The organism is Embleya sp. AB8, assembly GCF_049739465.1.
GTDB lineage: Bacteria > Actinomycetota > Actinomycetes > Streptomycetales > Streptomycetaceae > Embleya.
This window is the reverse complement of sequence record NZ_JBMHHY010000020.1, coordinates 75,793-89,862: the sequence shown is the minus strand read 5'-3', so window position 1 is coordinate 89,862 and position 14,070 is coordinate 75,793. Positions and strand designations below refer to the sequence as shown.

11 protein-coding genes are annotated in these 14,070 nt (G+C 69.2%); 9 read left to right on the top strand and 2 right to left on the bottom strand.

Annotated elements, in window-relative coordinates; translation table 11 throughout:
- Nucleotides 1-95: 95 nt before the first annotated feature.
- The 5 genes from ABIA38_RS28460 (at nt 96) to ABIA38_RS28440 (ending at nt 6,461) form a co-directional block, all read left to right on the top strand.
- A complete protein-coding gene (locus ABIA38_RS28460) occupies nt 96-1,568 on the top strand; it encodes an APC family permease (protein ID WP_424641711.1) in 1,473 nt (490 codons plus the stop codon).
- A 131-nt stretch (nt 1,569-1,699) separates the two neighbouring features.
- Nucleotides 1,700-2,926 carry an arginine deiminase gene (locus ABIA38_RS28455; RefSeq protein ID WP_424641710.1) on the top strand — a complete coding sequence of 409 codons (1,227 nt, stop codon included), beginning with the start codon at nt 1,700-1,702 and terminating at the stop codon, nt 2,924-2,926.
- 102 nt (nt 2,927-3,028) lie between these two features.
- Nucleotides 3,029-4,030 carry an ornithine carbamoyltransferase gene (gene argF, locus ABIA38_RS28450; protein ID WP_424641709.1) on the top strand — a complete coding sequence of 334 codons (1,002 nt, stop codon included), beginning with the start codon at nt 3,029-3,031 and terminating at the stop codon, nt 4,028-4,030.
- Nucleotides 4,031-4,259: 229 nt separating this feature from the next.
- The gene (arcC, locus tag ABIA38_RS28445; RefSeq protein WP_424641708.1) at nt 4,260-5,195 is read left to right on the top strand and encodes a carbamate kinase; all 936 of its coding nucleotides are present in this window, start codon (nt 4,260-4,262) and stop codon (nt 5,193-5,195) included.
- Nucleotides 5,196-5,411: 216 nt separating this feature from the next.
- Nucleotides 5,412-6,461, top strand: a complete 1,050-nt coding sequence (locus ABIA38_RS28440; RefSeq protein ID WP_424641707.1) for a hypothetical protein — start codon at nt 5,412-5,414, stop codon at nt 6,459-6,461.
- A gap of 430 nt (nt 6,462-6,891) precedes the next feature.
- On the opposite strand, the gene ABIA38_RS28435 is transcribed toward ABIA38_RS28440, so the two are convergent.
- Nucleotides 6,892-8,157, bottom strand: a complete 1,266-nt coding sequence (locus ABIA38_RS28435) for a TerD family protein (RefSeq protein WP_424641706.1) — start codon at nt 8,155-8,157, stop codon at nt 6,892-6,894.
- 300 nt (nt 8,158-8,457) lie between these two features.
- Here ABIA38_RS28435 and ABIA38_RS28430 point away from each other — a divergent pair, with 300 nt between their 5' ends.
- From ABIA38_RS28430 to ABIA38_RS28415, 4 genes are all read left to right on the top strand, one after another.
- Nucleotides 8,458-9,312 (top strand): ABC transporter permease, encoded by an 855-nt coding sequence (locus ABIA38_RS28430; protein ID WP_424641705.1) that lies wholly within the window; start codon nt 8,458-8,460, stop codon nt 9,310-9,312.
- Nucleotides 9,305-10,114: an ABC transporter permease gene (locus tag ABIA38_RS28425; RefSeq protein WP_424641704.1), complete on the top strand. Its 810-nt coding sequence runs from the start codon at nt 9,305-9,307 to the stop codon at nt 10,112-10,114. The genes ABIA38_RS28430 and ABIA38_RS28425 overlap by 8 nt, the downstream gene beginning before the upstream one ends.
- 38 nt (nt 10,115-10,152) lie before the next feature.
- Entirely contained in the window at nt 10,153-11,100 is a 948-nt protein-coding gene (locus ABIA38_RS28420; protein ID WP_424641813.1) for an ABC transporter ATP-binding protein, read from the top strand.
- Between the two features lie 596 nt (nt 11,101-11,696).
- On the top strand, nt 11,697-13,334 hold the full coding sequence (locus tag ABIA38_RS28415; RefSeq protein ID WP_424641703.1) for a BCCT family transporter: 1,638 nt from the start codon (nt 11,697-11,699) through the stop codon (nt 13,332-13,334).
- A 212-nt stretch (nt 13,335-13,546) separates the two neighbouring features.
- On the opposite strand, the gene ABIA38_RS28410 is transcribed toward ABIA38_RS28415, so the two are convergent.
- Entirely contained in the window at nt 13,547-14,005 is a 459-nt protein-coding gene (locus ABIA38_RS28410) for an AMIN-like domain-containing (lipo)protein (RefSeq protein WP_424641702.1), read from the bottom strand.
- Nucleotides 14,006-14,070: the final 65 nt, after the last annotated feature.

Here is a 14,070-nt window from a genome sequence, read left to right as displayed (position 1 = left end):
GGGTTCGCCCGCGGTCCCGGGTGCACGATGCGGGTGTGGTGAAAAGCGGTTCCGAGCACTCGGCGCCGGGTCGCCTCGACACACGGAGGAGAGCGATGAGTCACGCGGCGGACCCCAGGGCACCGACGGTTGCGCCCGCACCCGACGCGCCCGCACCCGCACTCGACGCACCTGCGACCGCACCCGCAGGCGACCCCGCGCAGGCGAAGGCGCGAGGCTCCCTCGGCCTCCCGCAGGCGACCGCTCTGGTGATCGGCGGCGTCGTCGGCACCGGAATCTTCCTGCTGCCGGCCACCCTCGCCAAGTACGGCACGATCAGCATCCTCGCCTTCGGCCTGGTCACCGTCGGCGCCCTGGCGATCGCGGCGATCTTCGGCAAACTGGGCGCGCGCATTCCTGCGGCCGGTGGTCCCTACGCCTACGCCCGCGAGGCGTTCGGCGAGTTCCCCGGCTTCCTGAACGCCTGGTCGTTCTGGATCACCGCCTGGGTCGGCAACGCCGGCATCGCGGTGGCCTGGGTCGGCTACGTGAACTACTTCCTGCACTGGGACTCCACCCCGGGCAAGATCGCGATCGCCTTGGTCGGCCTGTGGATTCCGGCCCTGATCAACCTGTCCGGCGTCAAGAACATGGGCCTGTTCCAGGTCGTCACCACAGTGCTCAAGTTCGTGCCCCTGATGTTCGTCGCCATCGTCGGCCTGTTCTTCGTCAAGAGCGGCAACTTCGGCGAGTTCAACGCGAGCGGCAAGAGCTTCCTGGGCGCGTTGCAGGTCTCTGCGGCGCTGGTGGTGTTCGCCTACTCCGGCATCGAGGCCGCCTCGGTCGCCGCCGAGAAGGTCAAGGACCCCGAACGCAACATCGGCCGAGCCTCGATCTACGGCACCCTCGCCTGCGCCGCCGTGTACATGCTGAGCACCGTCGCGGTGATGGGCAACGTCCCGCACGGCCAACTCGTGGACTCGTCCGCCCCGTTCTCCGACGCGCTGAACAACATGTTCGGCGGCAGCATGTGGGGCGGCATCATGGCGGCGATGGCGATCGTCTCCGGCATCGGCGCGCTCAACGGCTGGACCATGTTGTGCGCGGAGATGCCCTACGCGGCGGCCAAGGACGGCATGTTCCCCCGGCAGTTCGCCGCGGTGAGCAGGGCGGGCGTGCCGGCGTTCGGCATCCTGGTCGCCGCCGTGCTGACCTCGGTCGTGGTGGCGGTGAACTACCTGTGGTCCGAGGACGCCTTCGAGACGATCCTGCTGCTGGCCACCGTCACCACGGTGATCCCGTACCTGTTCTCCGCATCCGCGCAACTGTTCTGGCTGGTCACCCGCGAGCGCCCGGTCAGTCGCGCGGCGCTGGCCAAGGATCTCGTGATCGCGATCGTCGGCTTCCTGTTCACCCTGTGGATGGTCTACGGCGCGGGCTCGGATGCGGTGCTCAAGAGCCTGATCATGCTGCTGCTCGGCATCCCGGTCTACATCTGGGTCAAGGCCTCTCGCGGCGAGTACGGCCCCGGTGCCCGAGAGGCCGGCCGCGTCGAGGTCGAGGACGTGACGATCGATATGCGCAAGTAGCCCCGGCGCGCGCCTCGGGCGCGCGTCGTACCCCACCGAACCGGAAACACCATCCGCACGTACGCCACGCAGGTCCGGTCCCGATGGCCGGAAGGCACCACGCAGTTCGCAACGGTCAGGAGGACCATTCCATGGGGTTCCACGTCGAGTCGGAGACCGGTCGCCTCAAGCAGGTGATCCTGCACCGCCCGGATCTGGAGATGAAGCGGCTGACCCCGACGAACAAGGACGAACTCCTGTTCGACGACGTGCTGTGGGTCAAGCGGGCCCGCGAGGAACACGACGGCTTCGCGGACGCGCTGCGCGACCGGGGGATCCGCGTCCACCTGTTCACCGACCTGCTGCGCGAGACGCTCGCGGGCGAGCCCGCCGCGAAGAAGATGGTCCTGGACCGGGTCTTCGACGAACGCGAGTTCGGACTGCTCGCGGTGGACGAACTGCGCGGCCTGTTCGAGGGCTTCGACGTCAACGAACTGGTGCGCTACCTGGTCGGCGGGATCACCAAGCGGGAGGTGATGGAGTACATGCAGGAGCCGCACAGCGTCGCGTTCCACACCATGGACGTGGACGACTTCGTGCTCAAGCCGCTGCCCAACCACATCTTCACCCGGGACACCTCGTGCTGGGTCTACGACGGCGTCGCGGTGAACGCGATGATGATGCCCGCGCGCCGGCGCGAGACGGTGCACTTCGAGGCGATCTACAACCACCACCCGAACTTCGCCAAGGGCGACTTCAACGTCTGGAACCCGGGGCAGAGCAGCTTCCCCGCGACCATGGAGGGCGGCGACGTCCTGGTCATCGGCAACGGCGCGGTGCTGGTCGGGATGAGCGAGCGGACCACCCCACAGGGCGTCGAGGCGCTCGCCCGCGCGCTGTTCAAGCACGGCTCGGCGACCAAGGTGGTCGCGCTGAACATGCCGAAGAAACGCGCGTTCATGCACCTGGACACGGTGATGACGATGCTCGACGGGGAGACGTTCACCAAGTACGCGGGCATGGGCATGCTGCCCTCGTACACGATCGAGCCGGGCGAGCACGAGAAGGAGCTCAAGGTCACCGACCATCCCGCGCACGACATGCACAAGGCGATCGCGAGCGCGCTGGACCTGTCCGACATCCGGGTGTTGACCGCGACCCAGGACGTGCGCTCGGCCGAGCGCGAGCAGTGGGACGACGGCTGCAATGTGCTTGCGGTCGAGCCCGGCGTGGTCTTCGCCTACGAACGCAACGTCACCACGAACACCTACCTGCGCAAGAACGGCATCGAGGTGGTCACCATCCGCGGCAGCGAACTGGGCCGCGGTCGCGGCGGACCGCGCTGCATGAGCTGTCCGGTCGAGCGCGAGGCCGTCTAACCTGGCGGTTTGCCGATTCGTACGACCATCCTGCGAGCCGTCGAGCGCCCCTTGTTCGACGCCCGCCAGACATTCGATCCCGCCCGAAGGAACCCTGGAGCCATGGCCTTCAATCTGCGTCACCGCAACTTCCTCAAGGAACTGGACTTCACCCCCAAGGAGTTCAACCACCTGCTCGACCTCGCCGCGGACCTGAAGGCCGCGAAGTACGCGGGCATCGAGCAAAAGCGCCTCGTCGGCAAGAACATCGCGCTGATCTTCGAGAAGACCTCCACCCGCACCCGCTGTGCGTTCGAGGTCGCCGCGTACGACCAGGGCGCCGGCGTGACCTACCTCGACCCGGGCGGCTCGCAGATCGGCCACAAGGAGTCGATGAAGGACACCGCGCGCGTGCTCGGACGGATGTACGACGGCATCCAGTATCGCGGCAGCAAGCAGGAGTACGTCGAGGAGCTCGGCAAGTACGCGGGCGTGCCGGTATGGAACGGCCTGACCGACGAGTGGCACCCCACGCAGATGCTCGCGGACATGCTCACCATGCGCGAGCACTCGGACAAGCCCCTGCACCAGGTCTCCTTCGCCTACCTCGGCGACGCGCGCAACAACATGGGCAACTCGCTGCTGATCACCGCCGCGATGCTGGGCATGGACGTGCGCATGGTTGCGCCCCGGGAACTGTGGAACCACCCGGAGATCGTGGACAAGGCCAAGGAGATCGCGGTCGGCACCGGCGCCACGATCACCCACACCACCGATGTCGCCGAGGGTGTCGAGGGCGTCGACTTCCTCTACACCGACGTGTGGGTGTCCATGGGCGAGCCCAAGGAGGTCTGGGACTCCCGGATCGCGCAACTCAAGGCGTATCAGGTGAACATGGACGTGGTGAAGGCGACCGGCAACCCCAGGGTCAAGTTCATGCACTGTCTGCCGGCCTTCCACGACCGCAACACCAAGGTCGGCCAGGACATCTTCGAGAAGACCGGCATGGAGGCGCTCGAGGTCACCGACGAGGTGTTCGAGTCGGACTTCTCGATCGTCTTCGACGAGGCCGAGAACCGCCTGCACACGATCAAGGCGATCATGGTCGCCACGCTCGGCGGCTAGTCGGCCGGTAGAACGACCGGAAACGACCAGGAACAGCCAGGAATCACTGGCTACGACCAGGAACGACACGGATCGGCGCGGCCCGGGGACCGGAGCACCGGTACCCGGGCCGCCCGGGGTGACGGAACATCCCATTCATGAGGCTTTGCCGGATATCTCCGGCATCACCGCGAGGCCGCGAACGGTCACCGTCCGCTCGCGATCGCCGCCCGGACCGAAGGGACCCACCATGCGCGTCGTCGTCGCCCTAGGCGGAAACGCGATGCTCCAGCGCGGGGACAAGCCCGACGCCGACATCCAACTGCACAACATCCAGAAGGCGGTCAAGTCGCTGGCCCCGTTGGCCAGAGAACACGAGCTCGTGGTGACCCATGGCAACGGCCCCCAGGTCGGCGTCCTCGCGCTGCAGTCCGCCGCCGATCAATCGCTCAGCCAGCCCTACCCGTTCGACGTGCTCGGCGCGATGACGCAGGGCATGATCGGCTACTGGCTGCTGCAGTCGCTCCAGAACGCGCTGCCCGGCCGGCAGGTGTGTTCGCTGATCAACCAGACCCTCGTGTCCACCGCCGACCCCGCGTTCCGGGACCCGACCAAGTTCGTCGGACCGGTCTACGAGGAGGACGAGGCCAAACGACTCGCCGGCGAGCGCGGCTGGATCGTCAAACCGGACGGCAAGTGGTGGCGCCGGGTGGTGCCCTCGCCCAAGCCCGCACGTGTGGTGGAGACCAGGCTGATCCGCCAGCTGCTCGCCTCCGGCGCGGTCGCGGTGTGCGCGGGCGGCGGCGGTGTCCCGGTGGTACGCAACGAACTCGGCCAGCTCACCGGCGTCGAGGCCGTGGTGGACAAGGATCTCACCGCGGCGCTCCTGGCCGAGGCGTTGGACGCGGACGTGCTGTTGCTGCTCACGGATGTGCCGCGAGTGGTACGCGGATTCGGGCAGCCCGACGCGCAGGAGATCACCAACGCCACCCCCATGCAACTGCGCGCCGGCGACTTCCCGGCCGGGTCGATGGGGCCCAAGGTCGACGCGATCTGCCGCTTCGTCGAGATGACCGGCGACATGGCCGCGATCGGTGCGCTGGACCAGGCCGCCGAGATCCTGCGGGGCAACGCCGGGACGATCGTCACGCCGAGCGGCAAGTATCCGGAGACCAGCTTGTTGTGACCGGTCGCCGGCGAGCGCGGTCGCGGGTGCGGGCGACCGATGGCGAGCGCTCGGCTGCGGTCGCCGGCGCGGGGAGCGGGCACCGGCGACCGGACCGGAGGCCGGTTCGGGGTGCGGCGGAACCGCATGCCGGCGCGGGTTCGGGGACGATCTTTTCGGGTGCGGATCGGCAAAGGGTCTGGTCCGATCGGCCCGTGTCCTGTGACCATGTCGAGCATGGCCGTCTCCGTGATGCCTGCCGCCGACACACTCGCTCGAACCCTGCTCGCCGCCCGAGGCGCCGAGTGGGGGGACTGGTCCGTCGAGGCCCTCCAGGAGACCGCGGGGCGGCTCGGCTGGGAAACGCGCCGGGCCGAGGACGGGCACGTGGCGATCGAAACCGGCATTCCCGGCCTGGTGTGCCGGGGCGACCCCGGCGAACGTGCCGAGGGCGCCCCGTGCGTTCGTTTCACCGCTCCACTGCCGGTCCGGGTGGACCCACCACCGCCGACACCCGGCCTCCAGGGCCCGTCGCTGCCGGGCCAGTACGCCTACGGCGGTGCCGGCGGCGCCTGGGGCGCGGTGCCATATGTGCGCGATCGGGGGCGGGAGCTGGACGCCGCGCACACCCGCCTCGGCGCGGCGCTGACCGCGACGCTGGGGCCGGCGCCCTGGCGAGGCGGCCCGGCGGCGTGGTTGCGCTGGCGATCGCGCCGGATCACCCTGCGGTTGTCCCGCGACGAGGCCGACGAGGCACTGGTGATGGAGCTGTTCCCCACCCGCGCGGGTGAGGCTTTCGAGCGGCGCGGCTTCGAACGCGCGGGCTCACTGGCCGAGTTGCCCTACATCTGGTGCGTGAGCCGGCCCGACATGAGCCTGGCCGAGCTGTTCCTGCCGTTCGGCCCGGACCCGCGCGACTGGACCGACTTCCGCGACGCGCTGCCTCGCGTACTGTCCTCGCTCGTGGTGGACATGCCGCTGGTGGGCTGGGTGGAGCCGGTACTGCTCGTGCTGGGCGACGTTGCCGAACCCGCGCATACGGCCGAGATCCGGGTCGGGCAGGACCGGCTCGAACTGGGCAACGTGCCGGGCAACGGGCGACAGATCTGGCTACGCCCCGGCGCCGAACACGCTGCCGCGGCGGCCGAGTCGATCCTGGAGGCATTCGCCTACTGGGGCATCGACGGGGCACGCCGACTACGCACCCGCGCGTGGACCTCCGGCGGATACGTCGACCTACCAGGAATCGGGGTACGCCCGGAAGGCACACACCCCGACGACGCGTAAGCCACAGCACCCCTCCGCCCGAGCCTCGCGACGCTGCGGGGCCGGGCGTCGCGGAGGCGCCCGCAGCCCCCATTCGTGCCTGCACGCGGGCTGCGCCCGTGATCGCGCCTGCGCCGGCGACGACGCCCACATCAGCGCCCGCGACCGTATCCGGATTGACGAACGTGTCGCGCCTGCGTCCGCACTCGCGGTCGCACTCGCCACGGTGTCGTACCGGCGTCCGCGACCGCTTCCGGTTGCCCTTCGACCGCAGGCGCATCGGCGGATCCGCCCGTCGTACCCCCGTCAGCACCTGCGCTCGCGCTCGCGACCGTGTCACACTCGCGCCCGACCGCACACGTGACCACCCGTCGTGTCCGCGACCGCAGGCGCTTCGACGGTGATGGACGTGCCGCCTCCGCGCCCGCGCCGTGCTCGCGTGGCTCAGCGGTCAGTCCTTGGTGCCCGCTCGCCAGCGCAGACCCCAGCCGTACGCCTCGTCGACCTTCTGCTGGTTGCCCTTGATATAACGCACCTCGCGCTGGATCGTCAGCTCACCGCCTCTGTTCTCCACGAGGGCAACCGCGCACGAACGCGCCGCGCCGCCGGTCTCGTCGAGTCGGATCTCCAACTCGGGACCGGTCGCCGGCGTCAACGTCACCACCGCCTGCGCGTCGTCGAACGTCACACCCTTGTAGATGAATGCGAAGATCAGCAGCCGCTTGAAGTTGCTCTTGTGGTCGAGGTTGATGAACAAGTTCTCGCCGGCGGTGTTCGCGCCGGTGCGGTCGTCGCCGTCCAGGAACACGTACGGCGGCGTGTCGGCCGAACCGAACATGTTGCCGAGTGCCTGCACGATGCCCTTGCTGCCGTCGTTCAGCTCCCACAGGCAGCACAGGTCCAAGTCCGTCGGCCCCATCAGGCGCTTGAGCATGCCGCGCCCGGGGGCGGCCTGGACCCAGTTGAGGTTCACCCGCATTCGGCTGCCGGTGATGCCCTCCTTGCTGAGCGAGACCAGCGGCGCGGCCTTGGTCAACGTCACCTTGCTCAGCCGCACGGGCGACCCACTCGCGGTCACCGGCGCCGGCCGCTGCGGCGGTGCCGATTCGGGCTTGCGCACGTTGAGCCGAGGCGCGGGCGCCGGCGAGGGCTGCGGCGCGGGCGCGGGCGCCTGCGGAGGCGGGGGCGGGGCCGTCACCGAGATGCCGAAGTCGGTCGCGAGCCCTTCGAGCCCGGTCGAATAGCCCTGCCCGATGGCGCGGAACTTCCACGCCCCGCCCCGGCGGTACAACTCACCGGCGAGCATCGCGGTCTCCACGGTCGCGTCCGCGATGTCGAATCGGACCAGGTCCACCTCCGCCCCCGGGTCGCTGACCAACAGGTGCAGGTCACCGATGCCCGCGAAGGTGCCGCTGTGCGCGGACGCCGCCAGCACCACCCGATCCACGCTCGCCGGGATCGAGCCCAGATCGATCTCCAGCGCGTCCCGCGACCACGTCCCCTGCTCCTTGCCGACATGGCGGACCGCGCCGGAAGGATGCGTCGGCTGGTTGTAGAACACGAAGTCGGCGTCCCCCGACACCCGACCCGACGTGCCCAACAACAACGCCGACGCGTCGAGGCCGGGCGTACCCGGCCCCGGTCGCCAGACGAAGACCGCGCGTACCTTCGTCGCGGTCACCGGCGTGTTCTGTCCCTTGCCCAACTGCTGCACCATGCGCACGATCGTCACACGAGTGGGTTGATCGGTTCATCCTTTGCGGCGAAAAAATCGGGTGCCCACTCATACGGGTCAGTAAAACCAGGGTGAAACGTCCGCGCTCGTCCGCTACTCTTGCTCGCCTTGCCCGGGGTGTTGCGGGCCGAGGCCGGCGTTCGTCACGCATCAGGCTCGGCGCAACGAAACCAAGAGTGAGCATCCCCACACCTCCGACCGAGGTCACTTCGGTATGCCCGGAGTCGCGTGTCCGTTCGGCCCCGCCGACGCCGCACGCCGCCCGGGGAAAGGGATTTCACCATGTCGTCCGCTTCCGCGCGCCCGCTTCGTGTCGACCGCCCACCGGACCTGCGGGCCCGGCTGTACCGCTTCGGCGCGCTGTTCGGCGCGGGCTTTCGCCGCTGGTCCACCTACCGCCAGGCGGCCCTCGCCGGACTGTTCACCAACATCGTCTTCGGTGTGATGATCTACTCGTTACTGCGCGCCCTCTCCACCGACGGCCGCAGGCCCGGCGGCTACGACAGCGCGCAGCTCGCCACCTACGTCTGGGTCGGCCAGGGCATCCTCAGCGTCGTGCACGTCTGGACCTGGAACGAGCTCGCCGACCGGATCCGCAGCGGCGACGTGACTGCCGACCTGCTGCGCCCCATCGACCCGTTCGAGGCATTCCTGGCCGCCGATCTGGGCCGAGCCGCCTACGCGGTGCTCGCCCGGATGGTGGTCCCCGTCGTCGCCGGCGGGCTGATGTTCACGGTGTACATCCCGCACCGACCGCACACCGTGCCCCTGTTCGCGCTCTCGCTGGTCCTGGGCACGGTGCTCAGTTTCGCGCTGCGCTACCTGGTCAATCTCGGCGCGTTCTGGCTCCTGGACGCGCGCGGTCTGGGCGCGGTGTGGCTGCTCGCCTCCGGTGTGTTCGCCGGGACCTTCTTCCCGCTGCGCTTCCTGCCCGACTGGGCCCAGGCGGTGCTGTGGTTCGGTACGCCGTTCCCCGGACTGTTCCAGATTCCGCTCGATGTCGTGGTCGAACGACCCGGCTCCACCCAGCAGGTCGGCAGCGTCGTACTCCAGTTTCTGTGGGTCGCGATCCTGGTACCCCTCGTGCTGCGCGTGCAGCGGGCCGCGACCGACAAGCTGGTGATCCAGGGTGGCTGAGGTGAGGGCGGGCGGGACGTACGCGCGCCTGGTGCGAGCCCAGATCCGCAGCCAGACCCAATACCGGATGTCGTTTTGCGTCGATGTCGCCTCGTGCGCGCTCAGCACGCTGGTCGAGGCCGCGGTCGTACTGGTGGTGTTCCGGGTCTCGCCGACGGTCGGCGGGTTCGGCCTGCGCGAGGTGCTGGTGATGTCCGCGCTCGCGGTGTTCGCCTTCGATCTCGCGGACCTGCTTGTGGGCAACATCGAACGACTGTCGCTGTACGTGCGCAAGGGCATGCTCGACACCATCCTGGTCCGCCCTCTGCGGGTGCTGCCGCAACTGCTCGCCACCGACTTCGCGTTGCGCCGGATCGGCCGCGCCGCGCAGTCGTCGGTGCTGCTCGCGGTCGTACTCGTGTACGCGGACCCGCACTGGACGCCGGGCCGCGTACTGATGCTGGTGCTGACCCCGCTCGCCGGCTGCGCACTGTTCGCGGCGGTGTTCGTACTGGGGGCGTGCGTCGCATTCTGGTTCGTCGAGTCCGGTGAGATCGCGAACGCGTTCACCTACGGCGGCAAGGAGTTCGCCCGCTACCCGGCAACGATCTATCCGGGGCTGCTGCGCCGGGTGTTCGGTTACGGGGTCGGCCTCGCCTTGGTCGGCTATCACCCCGCGCTGTTCCTGACGGGGCATGCGGATCCGCTCGGCGGGCCGGACTGGCTCGCATGGCTTTCCCCGGCCGCTGCGGCGTTTGCGTGGGTGATCGCGCTGGTGGTGTGGCGGACGGGGATTCGGCACTACAGGAGTACGGGATCGTGATCGACACCGGGACCGAAACGATGATCGGAACGGAAACGATGATCGAAGTGCGGGACCTGCGCAAGGAGTTCACCGTCAAGCGCAAGGTCGGCCGGGTCCGCCGGGAGTCCCGGACGGTGGCCGCGGTGGACGGCGTGGCGTTGAGCATCGCGCGTGGTGAGATGGTCGGCTACATCGGACCGAACGGTGCCGGCAAGTCGACCACGCTCAAGATGATGACCGGGATCCTGACCCCCACGTCCGGGCATGTGCGGGTGTGCGGCCTGGAGCCGGTGCCCCGTCGACGCCGACTCGCGGGCCGGATCGGGGTGGTCTTCGGCCAGCGCTCGCAACTGTGGTGGGACCTGCCGCTGCGCGAGTCGTTCCGGCTGCTGGGCTTCGTGTACACGGTGCCGCGCGCCGAACACGAGGCCCGGCTGAAGCGGTGTCGGGCGATGCTCGAACTCGACGAGTTCATGGACACGCCGGTGCGCCAACTCTCGCTGGGACAGCGGATGCGCGGCGAGATCACCGCCGCGCTCCTGCACGGTCCCGACGTGCTGTTCCTGGACGAGCCGACGATCGGACTGGACGTGGTCAGCAAGCAGTCCCTGCGGGCGTTTCTGGCCGAGCTCGGGGAGCGCGGGGACGTCACGACCGTGCTCACGACGCACGACCTCGCCGACATCGAGCACCTGTGCCGGCGGTTGATCGTGATCGACCGCGGGCGCGTCGTGCACGACGGGACGCTGGACGCCCTGCACGCACGTTACGGGTCGCGCCGGCGGGTGGTGGTCGACCTGGATGAGGCGCGCACGTTGGACGTGCGGATGCCGGGGGTCGCGGTCGAGGCGGTCGAGGCCGAGGGCAGGCGGGTGATCTTCGCGCTGGACGGGGTTCCCGCAGGGGAGTTGATCGCACGGATCGCGCGCGACGGGGGGCTGCGGGACGTGTCCGTGCGGGAGCCGGCGATCGAGGAGGTGGTGGCCCGGCTGTACCGCGAGTGAGGCGAGGAAGGTCTCGCCGGCGGGTCGGCGGCCGGGCCTGACGGGAGGAGAGCGAGGGATTCGGTCGCGCCGGCGAGCGGGCTCCGTTCGGTGTTGGCTGCCCGGTCTCGTGGGCGCCGACCGGACTGCGGTGGGCTCCGGGGGGACTTCGGTGTCGAGGGCTGCCCGCTGTGGTCCGGTCGGGCGTCGGGGGAGAGTCTCCCTCGGGGAGGACCAGCCATGACGCACAGTCGGCACTTGTGGTCGCGCGCCGGCGACCGATGCCCGGGCGAGGCGGATGGCGGTCGCGATCGAGACCGATCGCAGTCCGGCGTACCTCGCGGAGGCGTCCGCTCGCGAGCGGGAGAGGGTTGCGACCGGCTCGTCTGGAACAGCGTGGGTGGGTCGTCTACCTCCTGTGGTGCGGTGACTGGATACGGGACCCCGACAAAGCAGGTCCGCCAGATCGTGGTGTTGTACCGGTTGGCGGTGGGCGCCGCCGGGGTGGCTGCGACAAAGGGGTGACACCGGGGTTCGGTCCGGCGCGTTCCGCTCTTCCCGGTCCGTGAGGCCGCACGATGTCGTGTGGCGTATAAGCGGATGAAAAGGACGACTCAGTGAGCGGATCGAGCCGGGATGCCGCCGCTGCGCCCCGCGTCGACCCGGTCGTCGCGGGCATCGGATTCGCCGCCGTGCTCGCCGTGGTGCTCTGGGGCGTCTTCGCCAAGGGCTCGCTCGACACCGCGGCGTCCACCGGCCTCGACTGGACGATCCGCAACTTCGGCTGGCTGTTCGTCGTCGCCGCCGACCTCTTCCTGGTGCTCGCGGTGTTCATCGCCCTGTCGAGGTACGGCCGGATCCGCCTGGGCAAGGACGACGACGAACCGGAGTTCGGCACCGGCGCGTGGGTCGCGATGATGTTCAGTGCGGGGATGGGCATCGGGCTGATGTTCTACGCCGTCGCCGAACCCATCCAGCACTTCACCACCCCACCACCGGCTTCAGGCGCGGTCCCGGAGACCCCGGGCGCGGCCGGCGCCGCGCTCGAGTGGACGCTGTTCCACTGGACGTTGCACCCGTGGGCGATCTACGCGATCGCCGGCCTCGCCCTCGCGTACGCGACCTTTCGGCGTGGTCGCGGCAACCGGGTCAGCGCCGCGTTCGTTCCGCTCCTGGGCCGACACGCGGACGGCGCGGCCGGTCGGGCGATCGACCTGCTCGCCATCTTCGCAACCGTGTTCGGCTCGGCCACGAGCCTCGGACTGGGCGCCCTGCAGGTGGCCAAGGGCCTCGATCTCACCGCCGACATCGAGGACACCTCGACCCTGCACGTGGTGATCATCATCGCGCTCACGGCCGCATTCGTGGTGTCCGCGTTCAGTGGGATCCATCGTGGGGTCAAGTGGCTCAGTACCGCCAACGTGCTGCTCGCCCTGGTGCTGATGCTGTTCGTGTTCCTGGTGGGCCCGACCGTGTACGTACTAGGGGTGCTGCCCGCGTCGGTCGGCAGCTACCTCAACGACCTGCTCACCATGGCGACCCGCACCGGAACCTTCGGCGGCGACGCCTGGATGGGCTCGTGGACCATCTTCTACTGGGCGTGGTGGCTGTCCTGGGCCCCATTCGTGGGCACGTTCATCGCACGCATCTCACGGGGACGCACGGTTCGTCAGTTCGTGATCGGCGTGTTGCTCGTGCCCAGCGGGGCGAGCACGATCTGGTTCGCGGTGATGGGTGGGACCGCGCTGCGCCTGCAACAGACCGGCGCGGCGGATCTGGTGGGCAAGGTTGCCGAGGGGCCGGAGTCCGGCCTGTTCGCGATGCTCGACGCGCTGCCGCTGTACGCCGTCACCGCGACCGTGGCGATGATCCTGGTCGCGCTCTACTTCGTCACCGGAGCCGACTCGGCCTCGCTGGTGCTCGGTTCGCTGACCAGCCGAGGCTCGCTCAAGCCCGCGCGCTGGCTGGTGGTGGGCTGGGGCGCGCTGATCGGTGCGGTCGCCGCGGTGTTGTTGGTCGCCGGTGGCCTCCAGTCGCTGCAACAGGCCACCATTTTGGTGGCATTGCCGTTCGTGCTGGTGATGATCGCACTGTGCGTCGCCCTGTTGAAGGACCTGAACAGCGATCCGACGGTCGCGGCCGGCCCGCGCCGCATGCGGGCGCGCGGCCTGTCGGACGCGGTGCGTACGACGGTCGGCGACGAGGGCGACGGGGCAGAGGCGGAGACCTTTCATCGGCACCACGGCGGGATCTGAACGCGTCGAACCGATCGGATCCGTTCGGGCACGGTTGGCGTTGCTCGGTCGTAGTCGGATGGACGTGAATTCTGGAGGTGAATTCGGGCGCATCCCGATCGGGAGGCCGCGGAGCTGTTGGGGGGCGGGCCTCGAAACCGGGCGATTTCGGGCGACGGATCGTCGAGTGCGGATCGATGATCGGCGCTTGGGGCAATCTCGGTGTGGACCGGTCAGTGCCGGAGGTCGATGACGATGCGGCTCGGGTCGGTCGGGACGGATGTGACCACATGGCGCACGTTGCTCTTGTAGCCGACGCCGACCTTGAGTTTGCCCTCGAAGTCGCAGGTGACGGCGTAGCCGGTGAGCGAGTGCAGGTTGGTCGCCACTTGGCGTGGGCCGGGGTACGTGGGGTTGCCCCGGTCGTCGTGTGCGGCGCTTGCGATGTCCAACTCGATGTATGCGGCGCTGTTCGGAAAGCGGATCGGTTTGCCGCTCGCACACTGCTCGAGGCCGCTGATGGCGGAACTCGCATACCCGGGGAGGCCGGCGGAGAAGGTGAGGACCACACGATCGTAGGTCGCCTGTTGCTCGGCGCCGATGCCGGTGAGGTACGTGGCGCCGGCGGCCTGCGCCGTGCCGGACAACACGGTTGTCGCGGTGATGGCGACAGCGGCGGCGACGCCGAACATGGTGCGGACGAGACGGCGACGCGAGACGGATACGGTGGATGCGACAGATACGGCGGATACGGCCA

Coding starts and splice junctions, on each gene's coding strand:
- ABIA38_RS28460 (WP_424641711.1), top strand. CDS start 96: ATGAGTCACGCGGCGGACCCCAGGGCACCGACGGTTGCGCCCGCACCC.
- ABIA38_RS28455 (WP_424641710.1), top strand. CDS start 1,700: ATGGGGTTCCACGTCGAGTCGGAGACCGGTCGCCTCAAGCAGGTGATC.
- ABIA38_RS28440 (WP_424641707.1), top strand. CDS start 5,412: ATGGCCGTCTCCGTGATGCCTGCCGCCGACACACTCGCTCGAACCCTG.
- ABIA38_RS28430 (WP_424641705.1), top strand. CDS start 8,458: ATGTCGTCCGCTTCCGCGCGCCCGCTTCGTGTCGACCGCCCACCGGAC.
- ABIA38_RS28420 (WP_424641813.1), top strand. CDS start 10,153: ATGATCGAAGTGCGGGACCTGCGCAAGGAGTTCACCGTCAAGCGCAAG.
- ABIA38_RS28435 (WP_424641706.1), bottom strand. CDS start 8,157: ATGGTGCAGCAGTTGGGCAAGGGACAGAACACGCCGGTGACCGCGACG.
- ABIA38_RS28410 (WP_424641702.1), bottom strand. CDS start 14,005: ATGTTCGGCGTCGCCGCCGCTGTCGCCATCACCGCGACAACCGTGTTG.
- arcC (WP_424641708.1), top strand. CDS start 4,260: ATGCGCGTCGTCGTCGCCCTAGGCGGAAACGCGATGCTCCAGCGCGGG.
- argF (WP_424641709.1), top strand. CDS start 3,029: ATGGCCTTCAATCTGCGTCACCGCAACTTCCTCAAGGAACTGGACTTC.